The following is a 24,340-nucleotide window of genomic DNA, read 5'->3' as shown; positions in this document are numbered from 1 at the left end:
TAATTCTGTCGATGCGAGGGGGATCGGATTTCTATTATGCTGTATGAAGAAGGTGTGACAGAGCGATGAAATGTCGCATCTGGAGCTGGCAAAATAAAACAGGGGCATTACCTGCCCCTGTAGCGGATTATTGCGAGCGCTTTTTCTGGTCGCTTTTGCGATTCACCCAGGCGTTGATTAGCAGGGTCGAGCCGAGGATCACGCCGACGACGGTCAGCGAGATCGCCACCGGGATATGGTAGAACTCGACGATCAGCATCTTGATGCCGATAAAGACCAGCACGATCGCCAGCCCATATTTAAGCATCGAGAAACGCTCGGCGACGTTGGCCAGCAGAAAGTACATCGCGCGCAGGCCGAGGATCGCGAACAGGTTAGAGGTCAGCACGATAAAGGGATCGGTGGTCACGGCGAAGATCGCTGGAATGCTGTCGACCGCAAAAATCACGTCGCTCAGCTCAACCATAATCAGCACCAGCAGCAGCGGCGTCGCAAACAGCACGCCGTTCCTGCGGGTGAAAAACTTCTCGCCCTCAAGCTCGTCGGTCATGCGCAGGTGCTTGCGCAGCCAGCGAACCACCGGCTTGTCGCCCACCGCGTTCTCATCATCCTCTTTAGCAAAGGCCATCTTCAGGCCGGTGAGCAGCAGGAACGCGCCGAACAGATAGAGGATCCAGCTAAACTGCGTCACCAGCCAGCTGCCCGCAAAGATCATAATGGTGCGCAGCACGATCGCGCCCAGCACGCCGTAAATCAGCACGCGGCGCTGCAGCGCGGCGGGAATGGAGAAATAGCTGAAGAGCATCAGCCAGACGAAGACGTTATCAACCGCCAGCGCCTTTTCCAGCACGTAACCGGTTAAAAACGCCAGGGTTTGCGTGGTGGCCACTTCACGCCCGGCGCTCCCCTCGAGATACCACCAGAAGGCGGCGCTGAACAGTAGCGACACCGACACCCAAATCAGCGACCAGACGGCCGCCTGTTTAAAACTCATGGTCTGCGCGCCGCGACGTCCCTGCAAAAAGAGATCGATCGCCAGCATAATCAGCACCACCACCGCAAAGCTGCCCCAGAGAAGAGGCGTTCCTACTGTCTGCATAGCGTTTCCTGCCCTGAAATAAAAAACGGCTGAAGTCAGAAGACGTCAGCCGCTTTACAGAGATGTAAGCAAACCTCGCCTTCCGGCAAGGTCTCACTTACAACGCAGAATCAGATTCCGGGTTGCCTGCCGACCGGATGCTTGCGCATCGTAATGACGATCGTGCAGCTTACAAGTTACTCCCCTTTGCTGTCCGTTAAGATAGGCGCTGGTCAGGAAGGAGGCAAGAGCGTGTCATTCATATTTAGACATATTTACACAGCCTGCTCATCGGCAGGGAAAATCACGCCGGTCTGGCGGCGGATTTCAGTCAGCAGCGCGGCGGTGATGCGCGACGTTTCCAGCCCTGGATGCGCGATATGACGCTGCTGCACCAGCTGCGCAAAGGTCTGGGCTTCATAAAGCATGGTATTGATATGCTGCGGCTGGCTGAGATCCTGCACCTGGGCGGCGCGCTGGCGCGGCACCAGGCTGACCGACTGCATCTCCGATAGCTTTTCGATCAGCAGCGAGCCCGCTTCACCCTGAATTTCACTGGCGATGCGCGAGTCGCTGACCTTGGAGTGCAGCAGCGTGACGTCGAAGTCGCCGTAGTCGAGCAGCACGCTGCCGTGGCCGTCGACTCCGCTGGCCAGCAGCACCGCGCTCGCTTTTACCGCCTGCGGCGCGCCCCACAGCGCCACCGCCGTCGCCAGACAGTAGTAGCCGATATCCATTATCGAGCCGTTTGACCAGCGTGGATTAAAGGTATTGGGATTCTCGCCGTCGAGGTAGCGCTGATAGCGCGACGAATACTGACAGTAGCTGAACAGCGCCTTGCGCAGCGGCCCGATGGCGGGCAGCGCCTGCTGCAGCTGCGCAAAATTAGGCAGGCTGGCGGTTTTAAACGCCTCGAACAGCACCACCTGATGCTGACGGGCGCAGGCGATCATCCGCTCCGCCTCATGCAGGTTGGAGGCGAGCGGCTTTTCGCAGATAACGTGCTTGCCGTGCGACATAAACAGCAGCGCCTGCTCGCAGTGCAGTGCATTCGGGCTCGCCAGATAAACCGCATCGATAAGATCGGAGGCGGCCAGCGCCTCCAGCGAGGTAAAGAGATGCGAACAGGGATACTCCTCGGCGAAGGTTTCCGCCTGCTGCTGTGAACGCGAATAGATGGCGTTCAGGCGCAGATGGCCGCTCTCATGCGCGGCATCGATAAACTGGCGCGTTATCCAGTTGGTTCCCACAATAGCAAAACGGATCACGTCGGCTCTCCTGCGGCAAATAGCGGCAGAGTAACATGGCCGCCACCGGGCGCAAGCGCTGAGAGTAAAGGCAATTTGATCCTGCGATCCGCCTTCCAATATAGTGATGATGCAACGGCGACTGGCTGAAAAAAAGGGGAGAAGGCGCTTGAAGGGAAGTAAACACGCACTGAACTGGACCACGCTGCTGGTGGCGATCCCGGTCGGACTGGCGGCGTCGCTGGTGACGCTGGCGTTTCGCGGCGTGATCGAGCTGATCAACCGTTTGCTCTTCAACAGCGGCAGTGAGATTACCGTGGCGATGCACGTCTGGCCATGGATCTTCTGGCCGCTGCTGGTGGGCGCGGGCGGCGTGCTGGCGGGTTTTTTCCTGCGCTACGCGGTGAGCATCGAACAGCAGCAGACGGTTAAGACCGACTATCTGGAGGTGATTAACGCGCGGCTCGATGCGGTGCCGACCCGCACCTCACTGTTTCGCGCGCTCTCCTCTATCGCCAGCATCGGCTCGGGCGCCTCTATCGGTAAAGAGGGGCCAATGGTGCAGCTCTCCGCGCTGTGCGGCAGCGTGCTGGGCCGCTGGGTGCCCGCCTCGCTCAACCTGAAAAACAGCGACGTGGTGGCGATGGCCGCCGCCGCCGGGCTTTCATCGGTCTACCACGCGCCGCTGGCGTCGGCGATTTTCGTGGCTGAAATCGCCTTCGGCATTTCTGCGCTGCAGCGCCTGATCCCGCTGGTGATCGCCTCGTCGGTCGCCGTAATGACCATGTGGTCGCTGGGCTTCCGCAACGCGCTCTATCCGCTGGCGGACGCCAGCTTTCAGATGGACGTAAGCAGCCTGCTGTTAACGGTTGTCATTGGTCTGGCCGCCGGGCTGGCGGGCTGGCTGCTGATTAAGCTTATCGCCCGCAGCAAAGCGCTGTTCGGCCATATCCGTTCGCTGCCGCTGCGTCTGGGCGCTGGCGGCCTGGCGGTCGGGCTGCTGGCGCTCATCTCCACCGATATCCTGGGCAACGGCTATGAGGTGATCGTCAAAATCATGGCGGGCGAGTATCTGCTGCCGGGCCTGCTGCTGCTGCTGCTGCTGAAGACGCTGGCGACCACGCTGTCGGTCGGCTCCAACGCGGTGGGCGGTCTTTTTACCCCGTCGCTGCTGATCGGCGCGCTGCTCGGCGTGGCGCTGGCGACGCTGGGGGCGTCGCTGCATCTGCCGCTCGGCAACCTGCTGCTCTACGCGGCCATCGGCATGGCGGCGGTGCTGGCCGCCGTCAGTCAGGCGCCGCTGATGGCGATCCTGATGGTGCTGGAGATGACGCTGAACAGCACGCTGCTGTTCCCGGTGATGATCGCCGCCGTGCTGGCGTCGATGGTGGTCTATCGGCTGCAGTCCGCCAGCACCTATCCGGTAGTCGGCAACCACTTTAACCGCTCGGAGGCGAAATATGACTTCGACAATATGCGCGTGGCGGAGCTGATTATTCCGGGGGCGGCACTGCAGCCGCAGGAGTCAGTCGGGCAGGCGCTGGCGGTCAGCTCGCTGAAGCGCGAGCGCTACGTCTACGTGATTAACGCGGCGGGCGCCTTTCTCGGCGTGGTCTCGATCCACGATATCGCGCGTAAGGTGCTGGCGCAGGAGATTACGCTGGATTCGCCGGTCTCGACGGTCATGGATGACAACTTTCCCTTTGTCTACCAGAACCAGAGCATGCGCGAAGGCTGGGAGGCGTTTGCGCGCGTCACGCTGGAGCGCCTGCCGGTGCTGAATAATCCGCAGGAGAAGCGCTTTCTCGGCGCGCTGACCAAAACCAGCCTGATCCAGAAAGCGCAGGAGTTCCTTTAGGCCGCGTTGCCGCGCATCGCCTGATCCGTCATCCAGAGCCGGGCGTCAAACTCCAGCTGATGGTAGTCCGGCTCCATATGGCAGCAGAGCTGATAGAACGCCTTGTCGTGATCTTTCTCTTTCAGGTGCGCCAGCTCGTGCACCACAATCATGCGCAGAAAAGGCTCGGGGGCGAGGCGGAAAAAGGTCGAGACGCGAATCTCCGCTTTGGCCTTGAGGTTGCCGCCCTGAACGCGCGAAACGGCCGTATGCAGCCCCAGCGCGTGCTTCATCACCTTGATTTTATTGTCCCAGATCACCTTGCTAATCGGCGGCGCGTTGCGCATAAAGCGGTTTTTCAGCGCCTGGGTATAGTCATATAACGCTTTATCGCTGACGATATTGTGGGTGTCGGGATAGCGCTGCTGCAAAAAAGCGCCAAGCTTTTCATGTTTGATCAGCGTCTGAACCTGCTGAAGGATGTTCTCAGGATAACCCTGCAGATAGATGAGTGAGGACATTAGGGATTCCCGGCGAAAGACAGTATACTGCGCCCCCTTTTTAGGGCGTAAAACAGCCAGATTGTACCAGCCGGAGAATTCATGAGCCAACTTGAACTCGCAGATCGCACCCTGATCCTGCATCGTTTTCCGCAAATGCGTGAAGAGAGCCCGCTTCAGGCGTGGGATGCGGCGGATGAATATTTGCTGCAGCAGCCGCTGCCGGAAGGCCCGATCCTGGTGTTCAACGACAGCTTCGGCGCGCTCACCTGCGCGCTCAACCCGCGTCCGGTCTGGCACGTCAGCGACTCCTGGCTCAGCCAGCAGGCGACGCGGCAAAACCTGCGCCTCAATGAACTTGACGACGGTGAAGTGCGCTTTCTCAGCAGCCTCGATCCGCTGCCCGCCGCGCCAGCCGCGGTGCTGATCAAGGTGCCGAAAACCCTGGCGCTGCTGGAGCAGCAGCTGCGCGCCCTGCGCGAGGTGGTGACCGCCGAGACGGTGATCCTCGCGGCGGCGCGCGCCAAAGAGATCCATAACTCCACGCTGCAGCTGTTCGAGAAGATCCTCGGCGACACCCGCACCTCGCTGGCGTGGAAAAAAGCGCGTCTGATCTACACCCGGTTCAGCGCGCCGACGCTGGCGCCGCAGGCGGCGACCACCGTCTGGCCGCTGGACGAGACGCCCTGGCAGATCCACAACCACGCCAACGTCTTCTCGCGCAGCTCGCTCGATATCGGCGCGCGCTTCTTTATGCAGCACCTGCCGGAAAATATCGAAGGCGAGATCGTCGATCTCGGCTGCGGCAACGGGGTAATCGGCCTGATGGCGCTGGAGAGCAATCCGCAGGCGGAGGTGCATTTTCTTGACGAGTCTTACATGGCGGTGGCGTCGAGCCAGCTTAACGTCGAGGTGAACCGTCCGCAGGATCTGACGCGCTGCGTCTTTCGCGTCAACAACGTGCTGAGCGGCTATCCCTCAGACCGTCTGCACGCCGTGCTCTGCAACCCGCCGTTCCATCAGCAGCACGCCGTCACCGATCACCTGGCGTGGCAGATGTTCCGCGACGCCAAACGCTGCCTGCAGTACGGCGGCGAGCTGCGCATCGTCGGCAACCGCCACCTCGACTATCACCACAAGCTGAAAAAACTGTTCGGCAACTGCACGCTGGTAGCCTCGAACCAGAAGTTCGTGGTGCTGCGCGCGGTGAAGATGCGCTGATCAGATAGTCAGCGCGAGCTGCACCGCCTGGGCGATTGCCCGGCGGGCATCCAGCTCCAGCGCCACGTCGGCGCCGCCGATCAGGTGAACGCTTTTGCCGTGCGCCCGCAGCGCCGCCTCCAGCTCGCGCTGCGGCTCCTGACCGGCGCAGATAATCACGTTATCCACTGCGACTCTCTCCACGGCGCCGTCGCGTCGCAGCAGCAGCCCTTCATCGTCGATCGCCAGATACTCGACACCGCCCCACATGCGCACGCCGCGCGCCTGCAGCGTGGCGCGATGGATCCAGCCGGTGGTTTTGCCCAGACCCGCGCCCGGTTTGCCCGGTTTGCGCTGCAGCAGCCAGAGGGTGCGCGCGGCAGGCTGCGGCTCGGCGTGCGTCAGGCCGCCGCGCTGCGCCAGCGTCAGGTCGATGCCCCATTCGCGGCAGAAGCTTTCGCTGGTCTGCGCTTCCGGCGGCTGAGAGAGGTACATGGCGGTGTCGAAGCCGATGCCGCCCGCGCCGATAATGGCGACGCGGCGGCCTACCGGTTTTTTGTCGCGCAGCACCTCAAGGTAGCTCAGCACGCTCGGGTGATCGATGCCGGGGATCGCTGGCGTGCGCGGCTGGATGCCGGTCGCCAGCACCACCTCGTCCGCCTCGGCCAGATCCGCCGCCGTCACCCGCCGACCGGTTTGCACCTCAACGCCAGCCGCGGCAAGCTGATGGGCGAAGTAGCGCAGGGTTTCGCTGAACTCCGCTTTGCCCGGGATCTGGCGCGCGATATTGAACTGGCCGCCGATGGCGTCCGCGGCCTCATAGAGCGTTACCCGATGGCCGCGCTGCGCCGCCTGAAGCGCGAAGGCCATGCCTGCCGGGCCAGCGCCCACCACCGCGATAGCCTTCGGGGCGGCGCAGGGCGTGACCGGCATCAGGGTTTCGTGGCAGGCGCGCGGGTTCACCAGGCAGGAGGTAATCTTGCCGACAAAGATCTGGTCGAGGCAGGCCTGGTTGCAGGCGATGCAGGTATTGATGCTCTCCGCCGCGCCGCGCGCCGCTTTGCTGACGAAGGCGGCGTCGGCGAGAAACGGACGCGCCAGCGACACCATATCCGCGCAGCCGCTCTGCAGGAGCTGTTCCGCCACCTGCGGATGGTTGATGCGGTTGGTGGCGATCACCGGCGTGGAAACATGCTGACGCAGCCGCCGCGCCGCCGCGGCGAAGGCCGCGCGCGGCACCGACGTGGCGATGGTGGGAACGCGCGCTTCGTGCCAGCCGATGCCGGTATTGAACAGGGTGACGCCGCTTTTCTCCAGCGCGGTCGCCAGCGCCAGCGTCTCTTCCAGCGAGCTGCCGTCCTCCACCAGATCCAGCATCGACAGGCGGAAAATCACAATAAAGTCGGGGCCCACGGCCTCGCGCACCGCACGGGTGACGGCCAGCGCGAACGCCTGGCGGCGCGGCGCGTCGCCGCCCCAGCGGTCGCTGCGCTGGTTGGTGCGCGGCGCTAAAAATTGATTAATCAGGTAGCCTTCCGAGCCCATGATCTCTACGCCGTCATAGCCCGCGCGCTGCGCCAGCCGAGCGCAGCGGGCGAAATCGTTGATGGTTTGCAGGATCGCCTGCTCACTCATCTCCTGCGGCAGATAAGGATTAATCGGCGCCTGAATCGCCGTGGGCGCCACCAGATCCGGCTGGTAGCTATAGCGGCCGGTGTGCAGGATCTGCAGCGCGATTTTGCCGCCTTCCGCATGTACCGCGTCGGTGATCTGGCGGTGCCAGCCGCACTCCTCCGACGAGACCAGCGTCGCGCCATGCTTCATCGCCACGCCCTGCGCGTTGGGCGCTACGCCGCCGGTGACGATCAGCGCGACCCCTTCGCGCGCGCGCTCGCCATAAAAGGCGGCAAGGCGCTGGGCGCCGTCGGCATGCTCTTCCAGCCCGGTATGCATCGAGCCCATCAGGAAGCGGTTGCGCAGCTGGGTAAAGCCCAGGTCGAGCGGGGCGAACAGGGCAGGGTAGGCGTGACTCTTCACGGCGGCATCACTCAGGTTAAGTGGTCGGATGAGTGTAATGTAGCTGCCGCGATGTTAAAAAAAAGTGAAAGTTTGCCGCGCTGTGAGGCGCATCATAAAAGCGAGCCTTAGCCGCCCCGGCGGCGTATCCATGAGAAGCGCGACTGATAGCCGCTGTTGAAGTGGGTATTGCGGCGGTAGCTGGAGCCGGTTTCCGCCATGCAGTAGGTGCAAAAGCTGACGTTTTCGATATGGGCGGCCGGTACGCCCGCCGCTGTCAGCCTCTGCGTCGCCAGCTGCGGCAGATCGAACCAGACGCCGCTGCGGGTCGCCTTCGCCTGCGGCCTGACGGCGAGCGCATTGTGCGGCTGCTCGCGGTGCCAGCAGGGCGATAGCGGGTCGGGCAGGGTAGGAATAATGGCGCTCAGCATCTCCTCGCCCAGCTCATAGCAGCAGGGCGCGATGGCCGGGCCGATGGCGACATACAGGCCATCCGGCGAGCTGCCCGCTTCGCACAGCCTGACGATGGCGCGCTCCAGCACGCCCGCCAGCGTGCCTTTTAGCCCGGCATGCACCGCCGCCACGCGCCGCTGCTGCGTATCGGCGATCAGCACCGGCAGGCAGTCGGCGGTATAGACCGCGACCGGCCGGGCGCCCAGGCCGATAATCCCGTCGGACTCGCAGCTTTTCGGCGGCACGTTGGCCTCGTCATCCACCACCGTGGCGCTGTGGCGCTGATGGCCGTAAGCGACATCGTCGGGCGGCGCTTCGCCTGCGGGCTGAAAGGCATAGTCAACCCACTCCAGCGTATCAAGCAGGGTAGAGCGTATACGGATTCCCATATGAATCTCCTCTGAGACGTTTGGCTGCATTCAGCCTGGGTTAACTGCTACATTTTTAAAGCGTTACCTCTTCCCACTTTCGGCTTAAGGATAACAGGATGAAAATGACCGCAACGCTGCTGACCAGCGGCCTGATGGCGCTGATGCTGTCGGGCTGCGCCTCGCAGACGACGCAAGATGCGCAGCAACAGCTCGGCCAGCAGTCGGTGCTGGCCCTGAACTGGTTCCAGCAGTCCGGCGAGTACCAGGCGCTGACGTGGCAGGCCTTTAACGGCGCGCGGCTGGCGTTCGACGCCGCGCCGTCGCTGACCGGCAAGCCCAGGGCAGTGATCGTCGACCTCGATGAAACCATGATCGACAACAGCGCCTACAGCGCCTGGCAGGCGAAAAACGGCCAGCCGTTCAGCGCGCAAAGCTGGTCGAGATGGACCCAGGCGAAGCAGGCGCTGGCGGTGCCCGGCGCGGTTGATTTCGCCCGCTACGTCACCTCGCACGGCGGCACGCTGTTTTACGTGTCGAACCGCGACCAGAAGGATTTCGACGCCACCGTCGCCAATTTGACGCGGCTCGGCTTCCCGGAAGTGACGCCGCAGACCGTACGCCTCAGCACCGGCAACTCTAACAAGCAGGCGCGTTTCGACGCCATCAAAGCGGCGGGCTACAACGTCGTGCTCTATGTGGGCGATAACCTCAACGATTTTGGCGCGGCGACCTGGCATCAGGGCAACGCGCAGCGTCGCGCCTTTGTCAGCCAGAATCACGCGTTGTTCGGCACCCAGTTTATCGTGTTGCCTAATCCGCTCTATGGCGACTGGGAGAGCGGCATGGCGCAAAACTACAACAAGCTGGCGCCGCAGCAGCAGCTCTCAACGCGCGAGGCGCAGCTGAAAGCGTGGAACGGTAAATAATTCGTCAAGCGAAAGAGCCTGCGCCAGCAGGCTCTTATTTTTAACCGTCGATATTTACGTTTACAGGTAACTATTTTGCTGCAAACTAATTTAATTATCTCTTACTTTCAAACCCCCCTTTATTAAGATTATTGCGCTGCCTTTTTTGCCAGCAGCCAGTGTGAATCGCTATTGGTTAAAAAATTAATTCGGATTTTTCTGTAATAAAGTACCGCTGGTAACTGAGCGCGTGGAAAAACGCCGCCAGCCGAAGTGTCATTATTTGTCAGCGGAAAGAGCCTTAAAATAATAGGGTTATTTTAATTGCTTGAAATTATTTATTTTTAATAACGGAATTCACGTTGTTGAAATGAGGTGCGCTTAACCAGATTTACCTGGAATTTACGCTGGCTGAATGGTTCCTTACAAAAAAAGGGATTCGGTCTGGCCTGAAAAAAATTACGGATGCGTAACTAATCATAAACGTCTATAAACAATTTCTGTGATCAACTGCGTTATTTCTTCGGCTGATGCCAGCTAACTGTGAGCCGGCTCACCGCTTTGTTCGCCTGAATATTTGATCCCCGGTTGTTGAGAGAGACGATTGTGACAACACTGAAACCTTTATTAGCGAAAAATCGCAGCTGGGCGCTCCAGCGCCGCGAGCGTAATCCTGACTATTTTGAAAAATACCTCCATCAACAAACACCGCATTCACTCTGGATTGGCTGTTCAGACAGCCGCGTGCCGGCTGAGGTCCTGACCGGTTCGCATCCCGGCGAACTCTTCGTCCATCGCAATATTGCCAACATGGTGGTCGACGGCGATGACAACCTGATGAGCGTGCTGCAGTACGCCATCTTCTATCTCGGCGTAAAACGCATCGTGCTGTGCGGCCACTACGGCTGCGGCGGCGTTCAGGCGGCGATTGACCTGCCGCAGAGCCCGCTGGCGCATGAAGACTCGGCGCTGGCGCGCCGTATCGCCGCGCTGCGTGAGGCATTAGGGGACGGACTGCCCGATGAGCCTCAGCCAGCAGCGGAGACGCTGAACCGGCTGGTGGAGGTTAACGTGCTGGCGCAGTTCGCCCGTCTCGCCGCCGCCGCCCCGGTGCGCGACGCGTGGCGCGCAGGCCAGACATTAGATCTGTTCGGTTGCGTTTACGACCTGCAGTCGGGCCACCTTAAAGAGTTAATCCAGCAATCAGCAGAGGAATCTTCGCCATGAATGTGAATACGCTTCGTCAGGATATTCCTGCCGGTCTGGTGGTTTTTCTGGTGGCGCTGCCGCTCTGTCTGGGCATCGCGCAGGCGAGCGGACTGCCGCCGTTCGCCGGTCTGCTGACCGGCGTGATCGGCGGGCTGCTGGTCACCGCGCTTAGCCCGTCACGTTTTGCCGTCAGCGGCCCGGCGGCGGGCCTGGTGACGATTGTCGTCGCCTCTATTGAGACGCTCGGCAGCTTCAGCGCTTTTCTTACCGCGCTGGTGCTGGCTGGCCTGATGCAGTGCGGGCTCGGCCTGCTGCGCGCCGGTCGATTTATCTCGCTGGTGCCGGGCAGCGTCATTAAAGGCATGCTGGCGGCTATCGGCATTTTGCTGATTATCCAGCAGATCCCGGTGGCGTTCGGTGTTGAGGGCGATGCCGGTCTGGCCGGGTTCGCCAGTGGCGCAGCGACCTTTTCCGCGCCCGCGATGCTGGTCGCCGGCGGCAGCCTGGCGATCCTCTGGCTCTGGACCACGCCGCTGGTGAAAAAGGCGGGCATGCTGGGCTGGATACCCGGTCCGCTGGTGGCGGTGCTGTTCGGCTGCGCCGCCACGGTATTCGGCGGACGGCTGATGCCGGAGATGGCGGATCAGCTGTCGCGCATCGCGCTGCCGTCGTTCGACAGCCTCTCCGCGCTGGCGGCGCAGCTGGAGAGCCCGGCCTGGAATGCGTGGCAGAATCCGTCGGTCTGGGTGGTGGCGGTGACGCTGGCGCTGGTCGCCAGCCTGGAGACGCTGCTGAGCCAGGAGGCGCTGAAGAAGCTGCGCCCGCAGAATCCGCCGCCGTCGCCCAATCGCGAGATGTTCGCGCAGGGGATCGGCAATCTCAGTGCCGGCCTGCTGGGCGCCATGCCGATTACGGCGGTGATCGTGCGCAGTTCGGTGAACGTCAGCACCGGCGCGCAGACCAAACTCTCTATTCTGATCCACGGCGTGCTGCTGCTGATCTGCGGGCTCTGGTTCAGCGATATGCTGAATGCCATTCCGCTGGCCAGCCTGGCGGCGGTGCTGCTCTATACCGGCTATAAGCTGGCGACGCCGCGCCTGTTTGTGGAGCAGTTCCGCATGGGCGCGCAGCAGTACGTGCCGTTCCTCGCCACCATCGGCGGCATTATCCTGTTCGGCATGCTGGCAGGCATCGGCATCGGCCTGGCGACGCAGATGCTGTACAGCCTCTACAAGAGCCACTGCAACGCGCTGCAGCTGACGCGCTATGACGATCACTATGTGCTGCGCTTTCAGCAGAATCTGACCTTTCTACACAATCCGAAGCTGCAGGGGCTGCTGGCGGAGATCCCGGAGAACAGCGTGGTGATTGTGGATCACGATAACGCCGAGTATCTGGATCCCGACGTGAAGGCGGTGCTGAAGGATTTCGGCGACAACGCCGATAAGCGCGGCATTCGCCTTAGCCAGTGGCCGGTGGCGGTGAAGTAAAAGAAGGATTCGTCTGTTAGTCAGGCAGCTACGCGGGTGACATGGCCTGATCGCAAAGACGCAAAAGCGGCATACCTGCCAGCTCGGCCCGCGCAATTACGCACCTCATCCTTGAGGTGCGCCCGTCGCCGGGCCAACGCGCTGCGTTGTTCAAAAACGCTCCCGGCGTTTTTGTCCCTGGCGCGGGACGCTTTGCTCTTCAGTCCATGTCACCCGCTAGTTCGACTAAGGCGTTGTCTGAAAAATCGGATATCTCGGATAGCCGATTTTTTTATTTAAGGCATAATCTCCGCGCCGTCAGCCAGACGGCGCAGCCCACATTGCGAGTAGCGCCAATCTCTACCGTTTATTCACTGAATTGCCCGGGCGGCAAATGCGGTTTAATGGCGCGTGGCGAACGTCCAGAAAGGGCAGGGAGCGGAGAATTTACAAGCTACAAGGTTCAAAACCTATGCGCGTTAAGCTGTTTGCAGAGCACAACACGACAACGAATCTCCTCTCGCTGTTTCTTGTTACCCTGCTGTTTTGCTTTTTGGGGAGCCATCTGCGCGTGCCTGCGGAGCTCTCTCTCTTCTGGCCGGTCAACGCCATTGTCGCCGCTATCATCGTGCGGCATCCCTGGCTGCACCGCCTGCGCTACTATTTCGCCAGCTTCGCCGCCATGGTGGCGAACGACACGCTCTTTTCCGGCTGGGCGTGGCCTGCCGTCACGCTTAACGTCGCCAACCTGCTGTTTATTATGATTGCCGTCTCAATGCTGGTGAAGTCCTACCTGCGCGACTCCGACCGGCGGCAGATCAGCAACGCGCTGCGCATCTTTCCCGCCTGCCTGCTGGCCGCCTTCGCCTGCGCGACCTGGGGCGGACTGGCGCAGGATATGAGCTTCGACACCCGTTTCGCCACCGCCTGGGCCGACTGGTTCAGCGAGCAGTTTTCTACCGGCCTGATGCTGCTGCCGTTCCTGCTGACGCGCAGCTGGCGCAGCCTGACGTTCGCCGCGCTGCTCTCGCCCGGCAAATGGCTACCGCTGCTGAGCGTGGTGCTGTCGCTGGCGATCGGGGCCATGATCGGCGGCGCCGGCAGCCTCACCTTCCCGGTTCCGGCGCTCATCTGGTGCGCCATCGTCTTGCCGATCCCGGTCACCAGCCTGGTGATCCTGCTCACCGGCATCAGCGAAATCGTGCTGGTGGCGCACGGTGTGATGGATATTCAGGGCAGCGACAATCTGCTGCCCTTAAGCCACCTCACCTCGGCGCGTCTCGGCGTCGCCACCCTGACCATCAGCCCGCTGATCGTCGCCGTCAGCATGGATGCGGTGCGGCAGCTTAATCAGCGGCTCGCGCTGCGCGCCAACTACGATTTTCTCACCCAGCTGCTGTCGCGCTCCGGGCTCTATGAAAGTCTGAAGGAGGAGCCGTTCACAACGCAGCGCAACGTCGGAGTGATCCTGCTGGATGTCGACTATTTCAAAGCCATCAACGACAACTTCGGCCATGATGCGGGTGACGGCGTGCTGGAGGAGATCGCGCTGCGCATGCAGCAGGTGGTAGGGAAACAGGGGCGCATCTGCCGTTTCGGCGGGGAAGAGTTCGCCATCGTGCTGTTCGACGCCCGTCCTGAGCGACTCTACCAGCTGGCGGAGGCGGTACGGCAGGCGATCGGCAAAGAGAAGTTCTGGCTGCAGGGCAACACCGTGACCGTTACCGTCAGCCTGGGCCTGGCGCAGGGCAAGGCGGGCGAAGAGCGCGACTGGCACAGCCTGGTTAACCAGCTGATCTCCGCCGCGGATAAAAACCTCTATCTCTCCAAGCGCAACGGGCGCAACCAGACTACGCCCGCCTTCAGAACCCTTACGCTGGCGACCAGCGACGTGGCGTAACGCGCCGCGCCGCCTCGCCTCTAAACGCTGCTTTTCAGCTGGCTGATTTGCTGATGGCGCTCCAGCGCCAGCTCGATCAGTCGGGTAATCAAATCGCGATAGCTGAGCCCCGCCGCCTGCCACAGCTTGGGATACATGCTGATATTGGTAAAGCCGGGCAGGGTATTCACCTCATTGACGATAATCTCGCCCGTTTCCGTCAGGAAAACGTCGACGCGCGCCATTCCGCTGCACTCCAGCGCCTGAAACGCCTTAATTGCCACGGCGCGGATCGCCTCGCTGCGCGCGGCGTCGATAGCGGCGGGCACCTGCGTCTGCGCGCCGGTTTCACTGATATATTTGGTCTCGTAGGAGTAGAAGGCGTCGTGCACCACCACTTCGCCGCACGGGCTCGCCTGCGGATCGTCGTTGCCCAGCACGGCACACTCGATCTCGCGGCCTTTGATGCCGGTTTCAATCAGCACCTTGCGATCGAAGGTAAAGGCGAGATCGAGCGCGCGGTCGAAGTCGTCGACGCTGTCGACTTTACTCACGCCCACGGAAGAGCCCTGATTGGCCGGCTTGATAAACAGCGGCAGGCCGAGCTGCGCGATAATCTCCGCCGCCTGAATGCGCGACCGCTGCGCCTGGGTGACGCTAATCCAGGGCGCGACCTGCAGCCCGGCGTCGCGCAGCAGGCGCTTAGTGAAGTCTTTGTCCATGCTGACCGCCGAACCGAGCACGCCAGAGCCGACAAAAGGCAGCGACGCCATGCGCAGAAGGCCCTGCAGCGAACCATCTTCGCCGAGCGTGCCGTGCACGATAGGGAAAATCACATCGATCTGCGACAGTGCATGACCGCTCTGGCGGGCGATTACCTGCTGCTGCGACGCGCCCGGCACCAGCGCCACGCTTTCGCCAGCGCGGTTAAGGGCGATGAGCGCCGGATCCTGCGCGTTGATCAGAAAGTTCGAGGCGTCGTTCAGATGCCATTGACCCTGTTTATCAATGCCTAACAGCACCGGCTCGAAACGCGTTTTATCGATCGCATCAAGGATATTTTTAGCCGACTGTAACGATACTTCGTGCTCGGCCGATTTGCCGCCGAACACAATGCCTACCCGCAGTTTTGTCATTAGAGCTTGCCTGAAAAGATGTTGCGAAACCCACAAGATAACATGCGGATTTCGCGCTGTAACGGCGTGGTGCAGCCTGGCGTCGGCTTAATTTAGCGCGGCGGAGAGCAGGGCGCGGCACTGGTCGGCGTTGGCGCTGGCCTGTGCCTTTTGATCGGCGCTCAGCGTTTGCCAGGCCTCTGTCACATGCTGGCCCAGGCGCGGCTGGAAGTGGATTTTCTGCAGCGCGTAGTCGGAGTTGCCGCCTTCGATAACCGTGCGCATATCTGCCACAAAGCGGCGGCTGTCGTCATGGTGAATCGCGCAGAACACCGAGGTGTACCAGGCCTCATCCTCTTTGCTGTAGTGCGGCGTCAGCCAGTACCAGGCGGCGGCTATGCAGAGGAGGAGAAGGGGAATAAGAATGTTAAGTCTGAATCGCATGTATTGGTTCGGTTCGCCGAGGCGAAGCGCGGCTCCTTTAAATTAACGTCATCACTACGATGCCGGTGGCGGAAATCTCGTTCAGGGCGCACTCAAACACCTGACGCATGCCTGGCGGCCACACAACAGGCATGAATGACTGATTGCAGGATTGTAGCCTTGAGAGTCGCGAAAGACATCAGATAATCGGTCAGGCACGGGATTTCATACAGCGCCATATCCTGAGTCGCTTCCAGCTTTACGCCGTTGGGAAGAGCAATGGCAATATAGAGAGCCAGTATCTGTTCAGCCACCACTGTGTGGATGGTCAGCCGGAATATCATGTTATCCCTCTTATATTTGCCGAACAAATTCTCTGCAGTGCCCGTCGTTGTTATGAGTGCAGGATTCTGGAAGAGTCCGGGTTGCTGACATGCAATGAATGCGGACGCCGGGCATTTAAAACATCAGGATAAAAGAAACAAAAGTAACGCTTCGACGTTTTGGCTGACCCGCCTAAAGTGTAATAAGCAGCATTATATCAGCAGAGCGGCAATAGCATCGGGTGAAGTTGGATATCGGGATAAACTGATAACATTAATTATTAAGCAGTATGAACATCATTTTTTTGTGAGATCGCGATATGCCTTTCTGTCTCGTAAAACTATCTTTTTCAAAGGTTGTGGTACGGTAAGAGAGTTAACCCACTGAATTTTCTCAGCATAACCTGTTGATGATTTGTAATTAATAATTTTAATGGGATAAGGCGGGGTTCAGTAGTAGATATGTTTAAATTACAGTTAAGTGTATTTTATGAAACATCCAGAAATGCCGGGGAAAAGTAGGCCTTCCCCTCATTCAATATCTATTGAGGTGAGGTGAAAATTGCAAGGTATTACCCATTAAATAACATAATTCATTTTTGCTGTAATAAAAGTTACTCGACGACATCGTTAAATTCTTGACTTAGATCAGCTCTCCGCTGCGTCAGATAGTTTAGTTAATAAGGCGTGAAAATATTTTATTTTTTCACGTTCATTATTCCGCGCGGATTGGCTGCGGCATGCAACGGAAAGCCTATCCGTCTTATAAAAGGATTTTTAAATGACGCTTCAGTTTACCAACGAACTTACCCCGGCCCTTCTGGCCGCAATGGATCGGCCCCCCTTCACGGCAGAGCAGCTGGCAGAGATGAGCAGTGAAGCCCAGGCGCTGGTGGCTGAGCAGGCTGCTTTCTGTCGTCAGCATCCTGTTAACGCCATTTACCGGCTGGCGGTGGCGGGCTGTCTGACACGGCACGGTGGTACCGGCGTTGAGTTTAATGCCGACCCCGATCAGGGGTACAAGTATCGCCTCAGTAACGGCCAGTGGGTCAGCGTGCTGACGGAGGGCTGTACGGTAAGCTATCCGGACGGGAGTACAGCAAGGATTATCAGCAGTGCCGGGAGCAGGCACACTTATGAAGAACGCGGGGTTGCGCTGGTTGGCAGCGAGCTGGATAACGGTGACGTCATCATCAGCACGCCGCAGTCATCGGGAATGCTGGTGGGCCGCAAAGGTGTGCCGATGCCCGAAGATTTTCTGACAGTCGGTCAGAAGTAACGATCGGCGGTTATCGGACCGACTGTTACGGGCGCGGGCTGGCCCTGCACGGCGACAAAACAACAACGGGTGCGACCATCTTATCTACCCTGCCGAACTGCACTGAGTTCGGCAGGGCCGTTGTCCGGGTGGGTGACCCGACGACGGCCTGTCCGAAGTGCGGTCAAAATGGGGTAATTGTTGACGGTGAATCGCACTCTGTCTGGCACGGCGTCGCGGCGGCGGTTGATCGCTCTGTCGTGCGGTGTGGCTGCCCGCCAGGCAGTAACCGGATTATTGCCCCGAAGGGGCAATGGCTGGGTTCCGGCCCGTCTCCTGAGGAGACAGCACAGGAAAAGCATGTGGCGATGCTGGCTGCTCTGAAGGCTGAGCAGGAGGCCGCAGCGCAGCAGCGGGCGGAAGAGCGTGAACGTAACCGGGTGTTTGCGAAATCATGCCTGCGCGGTGACGGCTGCAATGATGCCGGAAAGCAGAGCGAACCGCACACCAACTTTACGGATATGTGCTTTTTCCGGGCGCTGCCACCAGCAGATGCCGTCACGTATACTGATGCTCCGCAGCACGCCCAGACGGCGAAGAAGAAGCCCGCAGGGCCGCAGGATATCCCGAAGCCGAAAAAGCGCAGCGCGCTCTGGAAGTGGTGGAACGGCAACCATGAGGAGATGGACTATCAGGCGGCGTTAGCGACGGCAGCAGCCGCGTCGCGGGCGCAGGCTGCGACAGCCGGAGCGGGTGTGCTGGAACAGCTTACCGGGCGCTCACTGACTTACGGCACATGGGCGATTCGCGGCGCTGAGATTGCCACAGCCGGTGCAGGTGCCTCAGTCGCCGGGGTATTGCTGGGCATGATGCCCGGAAGGCTCAACGACGGTGAGCAGGATTATCTTGACCGGCTGAGAATGGAATCGCTGAGCGAAGCCCCAACCCGCGTGCGTTATACCTGGGAAAATGACAGCAGCGGCAACCCGGTGCCGCACGGCTGGCACACGCCGCCGGGCAGGGATAGAGTGCGGGTGCGCAAAATGACGTGGGACAGCCGCTATCAGGCTTACTCGTTCACGACCACGGAAGAGCCGCGCATCACCATCATCTGGACGCCGGATAATGCCGGGGTTAACACACCGTCGCATACCGGCAATCAGACGCGACCGGTGCTGCCAAACCCGGTGATAGTAGACCCGCTGCCTGAGAGTACCGGCATTACGTCCACCACCTCCCCGGCCCCGGGAGAGAAGAGCTTCGCGGATTACATCCTTATCCTTCCGCACCCGGATATCCCGCCGATTTATATCTATCTGAGTAAACCGCCGGTAGAGTTGCTGGAAGTTGAGCTTTACAGCGACTTTAAGCGGCGGTCACGGCAGGGGAAATATGAGGCAGACCATATGCCATCGGCGGCAGCTGTTAAGGCATATCTCAAAGCTAATTATCCGGGTATGACTCCAGAAGATGTCGAGCTTGCTTCACAAGATGTGGCTGCAATCATCATTCCTAAAGATGTTCATCAAAAAATTAGTGAGACTTACGGTGGTCGTAACACACTAGCACAGATAGACCTGGACTCACGGAACCTGAGGGCTGCATTAGATCGCAATCTGGATGTCATCAACCCGGAATTAAAGGAGCATGGCGCAACTGAAGGCAAGATAGAGGCGGCAAGAGCGAAAATGCACGAGCTGAACAATAAAATGGGGCTTTACTAATGACGGCGAATATTAAAAAATTAATTAATGGATTAGGAAAAAGCTATCAAGAGCTTACTGATGATGGCCTAATTACATATAAAAGCCCTCCTACAGCTTCTTCTGGTGATCCTGATCTTAGCCTGGATATGGCAAAAGAAGGGCTTTTTTTATCATTTAAGCGTGATGGTCGTATTTTACAGTCGGTAGTGCTAAAAATTCAGAATGATAGGGTCAAGAATTGGGTTTTTCCTAATGAATTGCCTTCACCATTGCAAAAAGAAATGTCTCGCCAGTGGGTGCATGAACATTTAGGTGAGCCATTAAGAAGCCTTCCACCTCAAGTTATCATGAGGCGAGCTTTTGGCTGGACGGATTTATACGAGGCAAAAAGCCCTTCAATTTCCACCAGTATGCAAATCAACTACGATGTTCTGGATAGAGTAAGGTCCGTGACATTTATGCCTACCGCAGAATTGCGCTGGTAAGGTGATTTTGTTGCATTTAAAAATGCAACCGACGTTAAATGCGCAGACAGATCTTTGGATGCGTATTTTTATCGCTTAAGTTGGTTCAACATCATGATTTTAAGCGGCCATATGCGTACCTTCAAAAGATAAAAAAATGCGCAATTTTGCCCGTAGGATTTAAATAATACTTTTTATCAATGTGTTAAGTTCATGACGCACTGCGCAATCTGTAAAAATTGTGCGCTTTTTTCCTTAAAATTTCGGAAATTGTTTTGGGATAATTTTCATCCGAAAATCACAGAGAAAACAGCCTCCATACTGACGTTTAGCGTTATGATCATCCCCCGCTTTAAACGTATTTTCTCAATGCTGCTTACTCCATGAATAGTTGCGAAAAGTTCCGGGTTTTTGCTAATAAATGCCAAGTTTTTTCAGAGCATATGACATGACTGATTTTAATGAAGGTGAATACCGTAAAAAGCTGTCTCGCCTTAAGACATACTATGCGCGATTGAGAAAAAACTATTATCGCTGTATGGCAGAAGGCTGTCAGCGACCGCATTCAGAGATCGAACCGTTTCCCGAAGAACTTCGCGGCCTCATTTGTGGCGCAAAACACGCAAAGGCACCCCGTGTAAAATTACGACGCTGAATAGCGGGATGCGTTGTAGGTTCCACGGCGGATTGAGTACGGGGGCAAAAACCAGAGCAGGAAATAAACGTCAGCGCGAAGGTTACTTAGCCTAGCTGGAAAAGAAGCGAGCCAGCAAAGCAGGAAGAAAGCGCACACAAACCTTTATCAGCGATGTATCCGGACTGGATGGCGCAATGCTGGCAGACGTAAGCGCCAGAGCACCAGGCTGCACAATCAGGAGGGGAGGTAATAACGGGCTGTATTTCTCTGGCGACGGTCTGATGGTGTCCTTACCCGATGGTAAGAAGATCAGTGTGAAACTGATAATAACACAGCCGCATTATGGCGGCGTTCGCTGGTGGTACATTTGCCCAGTGTGTCAGAAGCGCAGAACCGCACTTTATATTTCCGGCTCCTTTATGCAATGCCGTCAGTGTGCTGGGTTGCATTATCCCAGTCAGAGCAAATAATACATCAGTAAAAAATCTGACATGAATAGCTTTACCTGCCCCTCTCATCAGCCGATGAAAATCTGTCATTACAAATGGGCGCTTCCTAAGGCCTTGACCACTTTTACCAGAGTTAGCTTTTACGGAAGGGGGATCAAATCGGGTGAAGGAACGTTGATTGAAAAGTAAGTCGTTGCATGTGAAAGTATCTATCCCCAAGGTATCCCCGAAAAAACCTGAAAATCACCTTTTGGCTGTAACTGCTTGATAAATTTGGTGGCCCCTGCTGGGTTTGAACCAGCGACCAAGCGATTATGAGTCATAAAATTGGTATGTTTTTAATTGTTCGTCATTGTCTCTATTTGTATTTTTAATTATCTATAATCAATCGGTTATGAAGTTATTTTTGTTTCTGATTGGTTCTCTCATTTCCCCATTGTACTATCCTTACCTGACCCATTACCTGACCCAAAATGGGCATTGGGTCAGGTAACGCTTATCCTCAGAAAGGTAACCTCATGGCCGCTAATCTTACCGAGACTGCTATACGTGGATTGAAGACAAAAAGTACGTCGTACTACGTGTGGAGCAACAGTGCTCAACGTGGCACCGGCAGGCTTGGCGTTAAGGTTCAGCCTTCAGGCAGCAAAGTTTTTTATTTCCGTTATTACGTTGAGAAAGGGAAGAAAGAGAAGTTCATCCAGTTGGGCATCTGGCCTGAGATGAAGCTGGTGACGGCCAATGAGTTGGCGAAAAAGTATGGAGCCTGGCTTGTTGAAGGAAAAGAGCCCCAACAAGAGCTTGAGCAACAACGCCTGGCCGAAGAGCACCTTATGCAGATCCATCGCTCTCAAGGATCGTTTGATGAGCTGGTGCATGGCTACGTTAACAAGATGAAGCTCGACAATAAGCGGACCTGGGCTGATGTCCTGAAGCGTCTTGAAAAAGAGTGCTACACGGTTATCCCTCGAGAAACCAAAGCGAAAGATGTAACACCTCTGCAGATCAAAACCATCCTCTCAGGCATTATCCAGCGTGATGCGGTGGTGCATGCTAACCGGATTCGCTCGTATCTGATGGCAGCATTTAACTACGGCTTAAAAGCCGATAACGATCCGATGAATACCAGTGTGGGTATTACGTTCGGTCTTGAAGTAAATCCGGTATCGGCCATACCGAAACAGTCTTCGGCGGAAAAAGTGGGTGATACATGGTTAACGCTGGAAGAGCTACGTTTTGTCATGGAGCAGTTCGCTCAGGCAACTAACGTTGGGCCACTGATGCAGCACCTAATCCGCTTCTGTGTTTATGCTGGCGGGCAGCGTCCGTTTGAAATGATTGCCAGCCAGTGGAGCGCGATTGACTGGCAGCAAAAGACGCTCCTGGTAATTGCCGATGTATCGAAAAACAAACGGGAGCACCTGATCCTGCTGACTGAATCGGCATTAAGTGAATTAGCCTCAGTGAAAGAACTGACTAAGGAAAGTAACAGCCCCTATATCTTCCCGCTCTCGACCAACGGCGAACGACCGGTGCGTACCGATAGTCTGGCGCGTTCCATCATGTATTTCCGGGCTTTTAATCCTGAGTTTAAAGTTTTCACGGCGCGAGATTTACGTCGCACCTGTAAAACGTTGATGGGGGAGGCGGGGATCAGCAAAGAGATCCGCGACCGTATCCAGAATCACGCTTTGAACGACGTTAGCTCGAAACACTATGATCGTTATGATTACCTTACTGAAAAGCGCAGGGCGCTTGAGATCTGGGAAGATCGGATTAACAACTATCAACGACAGCAGGAAAACAACGTTGTGAACTTGTTTGGGCGGAGGTGAGAGCTTGGCAAAATATGAGCTTAATTCAGCAGAAGAGCGCTATCAGCCGGGCTCTGGTGATTTGGTGCTATCTAATAAACTGGGGATCATTGATGAAGAGGAAATGGAGGCGCTGGAATCGGGCCTACTGCTGATGCTGTATGAGCAGCTATTTATTGAGGGCCAGCCGCCTGAGGCGCTGGCTTTTGAGCACATCAGCAGGTGGCATCGCCAGTGGCTGGGGAATGTGTATGACTGGGCGGGGAGGTTGCGTAATGCCAACTTAACTAAGGACGGCTTCCAGTTTGCCGCTGCCGACAGGATTCCACTTCTTCTCGATGGTTTCGAGAAACAGTTTCTCGCTCAGTCTGGTGCGCTGAAATCCTTGGCTCGTCTGGAGCTGGTAAGTTATCTGGCTGAATGCCATGTGGAGTTTATTTTGATCCACCCATTCAGAGAAGGTAACGGGCGTCTGTCGAGATTGCTTTGCGATGTGTTGTCGGTACTGGCGGGGAAGGGCTTATTGGACTACAGCCTGTGGGATGAGCACAAGGTGTTTTACTTCAAGGCAATACAGGCAGGTGTCTCAGGGAACTACAGCCCTATGATGCAGCTGATGAGCGATATCTTGCCAGACTAGCGGGCGAGGCCAACGGCTTTCGCCTGTGCCTGATTTTGTTTCAGTTGCTGCTCAATTTTTGGGATAGAAACACCCGTTTCGATTGCAGTTGAACTGGCAACGGCACGGAGGATTTTTGCTTTAGTTACTTGAGATGATGTATGTTTTCTCATGAAAAATTTCCTGATGGCTGCTGCTAGTATTGTAGGTGTTTGACGATAGTTTGGTCCAGTTAAATTCACATTGCTTATCGTAATTTTTTTTGGTTGCAAGATGTTTGTTGATTTTAAAAGGATAAAAAATGTTTGATAAGTCTGATTTGACACGAGAAAATTTTGAGGAACTACTGAGGATAAATAATGCTTTAAAAAGCGAAAACAGTAATCTTTTAGATGACATAAAAAAGTATCATAAAGATATGGAAAACTTCCTTGTTGATAGAGGAAATTTCATCAAAGATATTGAAATGCTTAGAAGTGAAAATAATGAGTTGAAAAAAGGGTTGTCAAATAATGGCGCGACATCAAAAGTTAAAAGCTCTGTCCCAAGAGCAGGAAAGGCAACAGTAAATGCAATTTATCTTCTCATTAAAGCTCACTATGGAATGGATAAGTTTGTTGCAAAGGATTTAATTAAAAAATTCGATTCCATAGCAAGGTCACATGATATTGTTTACTCCTTCCAATTAAAGACTGTTGAGTCTTGGTGTACAGAATTCAAAAAAATGGATGCTAAACAGTAATCTCTTTAAATCTGAGAGTTACTTATCAGTACGCTTGTAATTCTCAGGTAATACAAGGTTCTTGAATTTATTGAAAGTCGTTTCAGCAATCATCCTTCAGCTCTTCTCCAGCATGAATCTTTCACATATTATTTCTGTGATATATGGTTTGCTGTGTGCAATTTATCTCAGTCATATCATAGCACCCCTTAATAAGGGAAAATGCATGCATGGCATAACCTGTTGATAGTAAAGTTTTTTATTTTGTTTTAAGTTCTCTTTTCCTTAATGAGAATCGTGAATGTTGCGCACGTATCTTGGCTCGACCATTATAATTTCACGCTATCAACAAGGAAACTCAAATGATGCCTTTCAAGTTAACAAATGAACAACGTATAAAAGTATTAAGAGATTATGGTGAGACTTGCGATCGATTAGTACGAGAAAAAGAACGGCAATATATTACTTCAATTTCCCGCTCTACCGCGTGGAAACTGGAACAGGTTGGTAAGTTTCCGCTACGTAAGCCTATTGGCCTGAAATCCTGCGGATGGCTATTAAGTGATCTGCTCTATTGGATCAATGAACGTTAGTTTCAAGGGAGATCATTTTCTGAGTGACCCGCGTTAACCCTGCTACTTCCGCTA

Annotated in this window: 23 protein-coding genes; 14 read left to right on the top strand and 9 right to left on the bottom strand. The window is 56.5% G+C overall.

Annotated features, from left to right (window positions below):
- Window positions 1-127: 127 nt before the first annotated feature.
- On the bottom strand, window positions 128-1,099 hold the full coding sequence (locus Q9R34_RS14140) for a TerC family protein (RefSeq protein ID WP_485894474.1): 972 nt from the start codon (window positions 1,097-1,099) through the stop codon (window positions 128-130).
- A gap of 254 nt (window positions 1,100-1,353) precedes the next feature.
- Window positions 1,354-2,346 (bottom strand): Gfo/Idh/MocA family protein, encoded by a 993-nt coding sequence (locus Q9R34_RS14135; protein ID WP_485894472.1) that lies wholly within the window; start codon window positions 2,344-2,346, stop codon window positions 1,354-1,356.
- Between the two features lie 148 nt (window positions 2,347-2,494).
- Between Q9R34_RS14135 and Q9R34_RS14130 the strand changes: the two genes are divergently transcribed.
- Window positions 2,495-4,183 carry a chloride channel protein gene (locus Q9R34_RS14130; RefSeq protein ID WP_485894470.1) on the top strand — a complete coding sequence of 563 codons (1,689 nt, stop codon included), beginning with the start codon at window positions 2,495-2,497 and terminating at the stop codon, window positions 4,181-4,183.
- Here Q9R34_RS14130 and Q9R34_RS14125 read toward each other — a convergent pair.
- Entirely contained in the window at window positions 4,180-4,683 is a 504-nt protein-coding gene (locus tag Q9R34_RS14125) for a M48 family metallopeptidase (RefSeq protein ID WP_033755025.1), read from the bottom strand. The genes Q9R34_RS14130 and Q9R34_RS14125 overlap by 4 nt on opposite strands.
- A gap of 81 nt (window positions 4,684-4,764) precedes the next feature.
- Between Q9R34_RS14125 and rlmG the strand changes: the two genes are divergently transcribed.
- The gene (gene rlmG, locus Q9R34_RS14120; RefSeq protein WP_485894468.1) at window positions 4,765-5,883 is read left to right on the top strand and encodes a 23S rRNA (guanine(1835)-N(2))-methyltransferase RlmG; all 1,119 of its coding nucleotides are present in this window, start codon (window positions 4,765-4,767) and stop codon (window positions 5,881-5,883) included.
- Here rlmG and Q9R34_RS14115 read toward each other — a convergent pair whose 3' ends face one another.
- A complete protein-coding gene (locus Q9R34_RS14115; RefSeq protein WP_485894466.1) occupies window positions 5,884-7,899 on the bottom strand; it encodes an oxidoreductase in 2,016 nt (671 codons plus the stop codon).
- Between the two features lie 107 nt (window positions 7,900-8,006).
- Complete coding sequence (locus tag Q9R34_RS14110) at window positions 8,007-8,720, bottom strand: purine nucleoside phosphorylase YfiH/LACC1 family protein (protein ID WP_485894464.1); 714 nt, start codon at window positions 8,718-8,720, stop codon at window positions 8,007-8,009.
- A 98-nt stretch (window positions 8,721-8,818) separates the two neighbouring features.
- Here Q9R34_RS14110 and Q9R34_RS14105 point away from each other — a divergent pair, with 98 nt between their 5' ends.
- The 4 genes from Q9R34_RS14105 to Q9R34_RS14090 all read left to right on the top strand — a co-directional run bounded on the left by Q9R34_RS14105 (window position 8,819) and on the right by Q9R34_RS14090 (window position 14,185).
- Entirely contained in the window at window positions 8,819-9,628 is an 810-nt protein-coding gene (locus Q9R34_RS14105; RefSeq protein WP_485894462.1) for a 5'-nucleotidase, lipoprotein e(P4) family, read from the top strand.
- Window positions 9,629-10,213: 585 nt separating this feature from the next.
- Window positions 10,214-10,834 carry a carbonic anhydrase gene (locus Q9R34_RS14100; RefSeq protein WP_485894460.1) on the top strand — a complete coding sequence of 207 codons (621 nt, stop codon included), beginning with the start codon at window positions 10,214-10,216 and terminating at the stop codon, window positions 10,832-10,834.
- A 2-nt stretch (window positions 10,835-10,836) separates the two neighbouring features.
- Window positions 10,837-12,306, top strand: coding sequence for a SulP family inorganic anion transporter (locus tag Q9R34_RS14095; RefSeq protein WP_485894651.1), 1,470 nt, complete (start codon window positions 10,837-10,839; stop codon window positions 12,304-12,306).
- A gap of 451 nt (window positions 12,307-12,757) precedes the next feature.
- Window positions 12,758-14,185 (top strand): GGDEF domain-containing protein, encoded by a 1,428-nt coding sequence (locus tag Q9R34_RS14090; RefSeq protein WP_485894458.1) that lies wholly within the window; start codon window positions 12,758-12,760, stop codon window positions 14,183-14,185.
- Window positions 14,186-14,205: 20 nt separating this feature from the next.
- Here the strand turns inward: Q9R34_RS14090 and ddlA are convergent, their stop codons facing one another.
- The 3 genes from ddlA to Q9R34_RS14075 all read right to left on the bottom strand — a co-directional run bounded on the left by ddlA (window position 14,206) and on the right by Q9R34_RS14075 (window position 16,046).
- Window positions 14,206-15,300 carry a D-alanine--D-alanine ligase gene (gene ddlA / locus Q9R34_RS14085; protein WP_485894457.1) on the bottom strand — a complete coding sequence of 365 codons (1,095 nt, stop codon included), beginning with the start codon at window positions 15,298-15,300 and terminating at the stop codon, window positions 14,206-14,208.
- Window positions 15,301-15,387: 87 nt separating this feature from the next.
- Entirely contained in the window at window positions 15,388-15,723 is a 336-nt protein-coding gene (locus Q9R34_RS14080) for a hypothetical protein (protein ID WP_485894455.1), read from the bottom strand.
- 92 nt (window positions 15,724-15,815) lie between these two features.
- Window positions 15,816-16,046 carry a hypothetical protein gene (locus tag Q9R34_RS14075; protein ID WP_485894453.1) on the bottom strand — a complete coding sequence of 77 codons (231 nt, stop codon included), beginning with the start codon at window positions 16,044-16,046 and terminating at the stop codon, window positions 15,816-15,818.
- A gap of 760 nt (window positions 16,047-16,806) precedes the next feature.
- Here Q9R34_RS14075 and Q9R34_RS14070 point away from each other — a divergent pair.
- From Q9R34_RS14070 to Q9R34_RS14045, 6 genes are all read left to right on the top strand, one after another.
- Window positions 16,807-17,304 (top strand): hypothetical protein, encoded by a 498-nt coding sequence (locus Q9R34_RS14070; RefSeq protein WP_485894451.1) that lies wholly within the window; start codon window positions 16,807-16,809, stop codon window positions 17,302-17,304.
- Window positions 17,305-17,306: 2 nt separating this feature from the next.
- Window positions 17,307-19,007, top strand: coding sequence for an S-type pyocin domain-containing protein (locus tag Q9R34_RS14065; RefSeq protein WP_485894649.1), 1,701 nt, complete (start codon window positions 17,307-17,309; stop codon window positions 19,005-19,007).
- Window positions 19,007-19,474, top strand: a complete 468-nt coding sequence (locus Q9R34_RS14060; protein ID WP_485894449.1) for a DUF6392 family protein — start codon at window positions 19,007-19,009, stop codon at window positions 19,472-19,474. The genes Q9R34_RS14065 and Q9R34_RS14060 overlap by 1 nt, the downstream gene beginning before the upstream one ends.
- 642 nt (window positions 19,475-20,116) lie before the next feature.
- Window positions 20,117-20,203, top strand: coding sequence for an HGGxSTG domain-containing protein (locus Q9R34_RS14055; protein WP_485894647.1), 87 nt, complete (start codon window positions 20,117-20,119; stop codon window positions 20,201-20,203).
- Between the two features lie 854 nt (window positions 20,204-21,057).
- Window positions 21,058-22,374: a tyrosine-type recombinase/integrase gene (locus Q9R34_RS14050; protein WP_485894447.1), complete on the top strand. Its 1,317-nt coding sequence runs from the start codon at window positions 21,058-21,060 to the stop codon at window positions 22,372-22,374.
- Between the two features lie 4 nt (window positions 22,375-22,378).
- On the top strand, window positions 22,379-22,993 hold the full coding sequence (locus tag Q9R34_RS14045) for a Fic/DOC family protein (RefSeq protein WP_485894445.1): 615 nt from the start codon (window positions 22,379-22,381) through the stop codon (window positions 22,991-22,993).
- On the opposite strand, the gene Q9R34_RS14040 is transcribed toward Q9R34_RS14045, so the two are convergent.
- On the bottom strand, window positions 22,990-23,145 hold the full coding sequence (locus Q9R34_RS14040) for a hypothetical protein (protein ID WP_001225594.1): 156 nt from the start codon (window positions 23,143-23,145) through the stop codon (window positions 22,990-22,992). The two genes, Q9R34_RS14045 and Q9R34_RS14040, sit on opposite strands and share 4 nt — an antisense overlap.
- Window positions 23,146-23,273: 128 nt before the next feature.
- On the opposite strand from Q9R34_RS14040, the gene Q9R34_RS14035 reads away from it, so the two are divergent.
- A complete protein-coding gene (locus Q9R34_RS14035; protein ID WP_000459847.1) occupies window positions 23,274-23,714 on the top strand; it encodes a hypothetical protein in 441 nt (146 codons plus the stop codon).
- Between the two features lie 341 nt (window positions 23,715-24,055).
- Window positions 24,056-24,286, top strand: a complete 231-nt coding sequence (locus tag Q9R34_RS14030; RefSeq protein ID WP_000982619.1) for a helix-turn-helix transcriptional regulator — start codon at window positions 24,056-24,058, stop codon at window positions 24,284-24,286.
- The last annotated feature ends 54 nt before the right edge of the window (window positions 24,287-24,340 follow it).

Source organism: Enterobacter sp. BRE11, from assembly GCF_031844285.1.
In the GTDB taxonomy this organism is placed as follows: Bacteria; Pseudomonadota; Gammaproteobacteria; order Enterobacterales; family Enterobacteriaceae; genus Pantoea.
The sequence above is the reverse complement of the archived record's forward strand: the minus strand, read 5'-3'. Positions and strand labels throughout refer to the sequence as shown.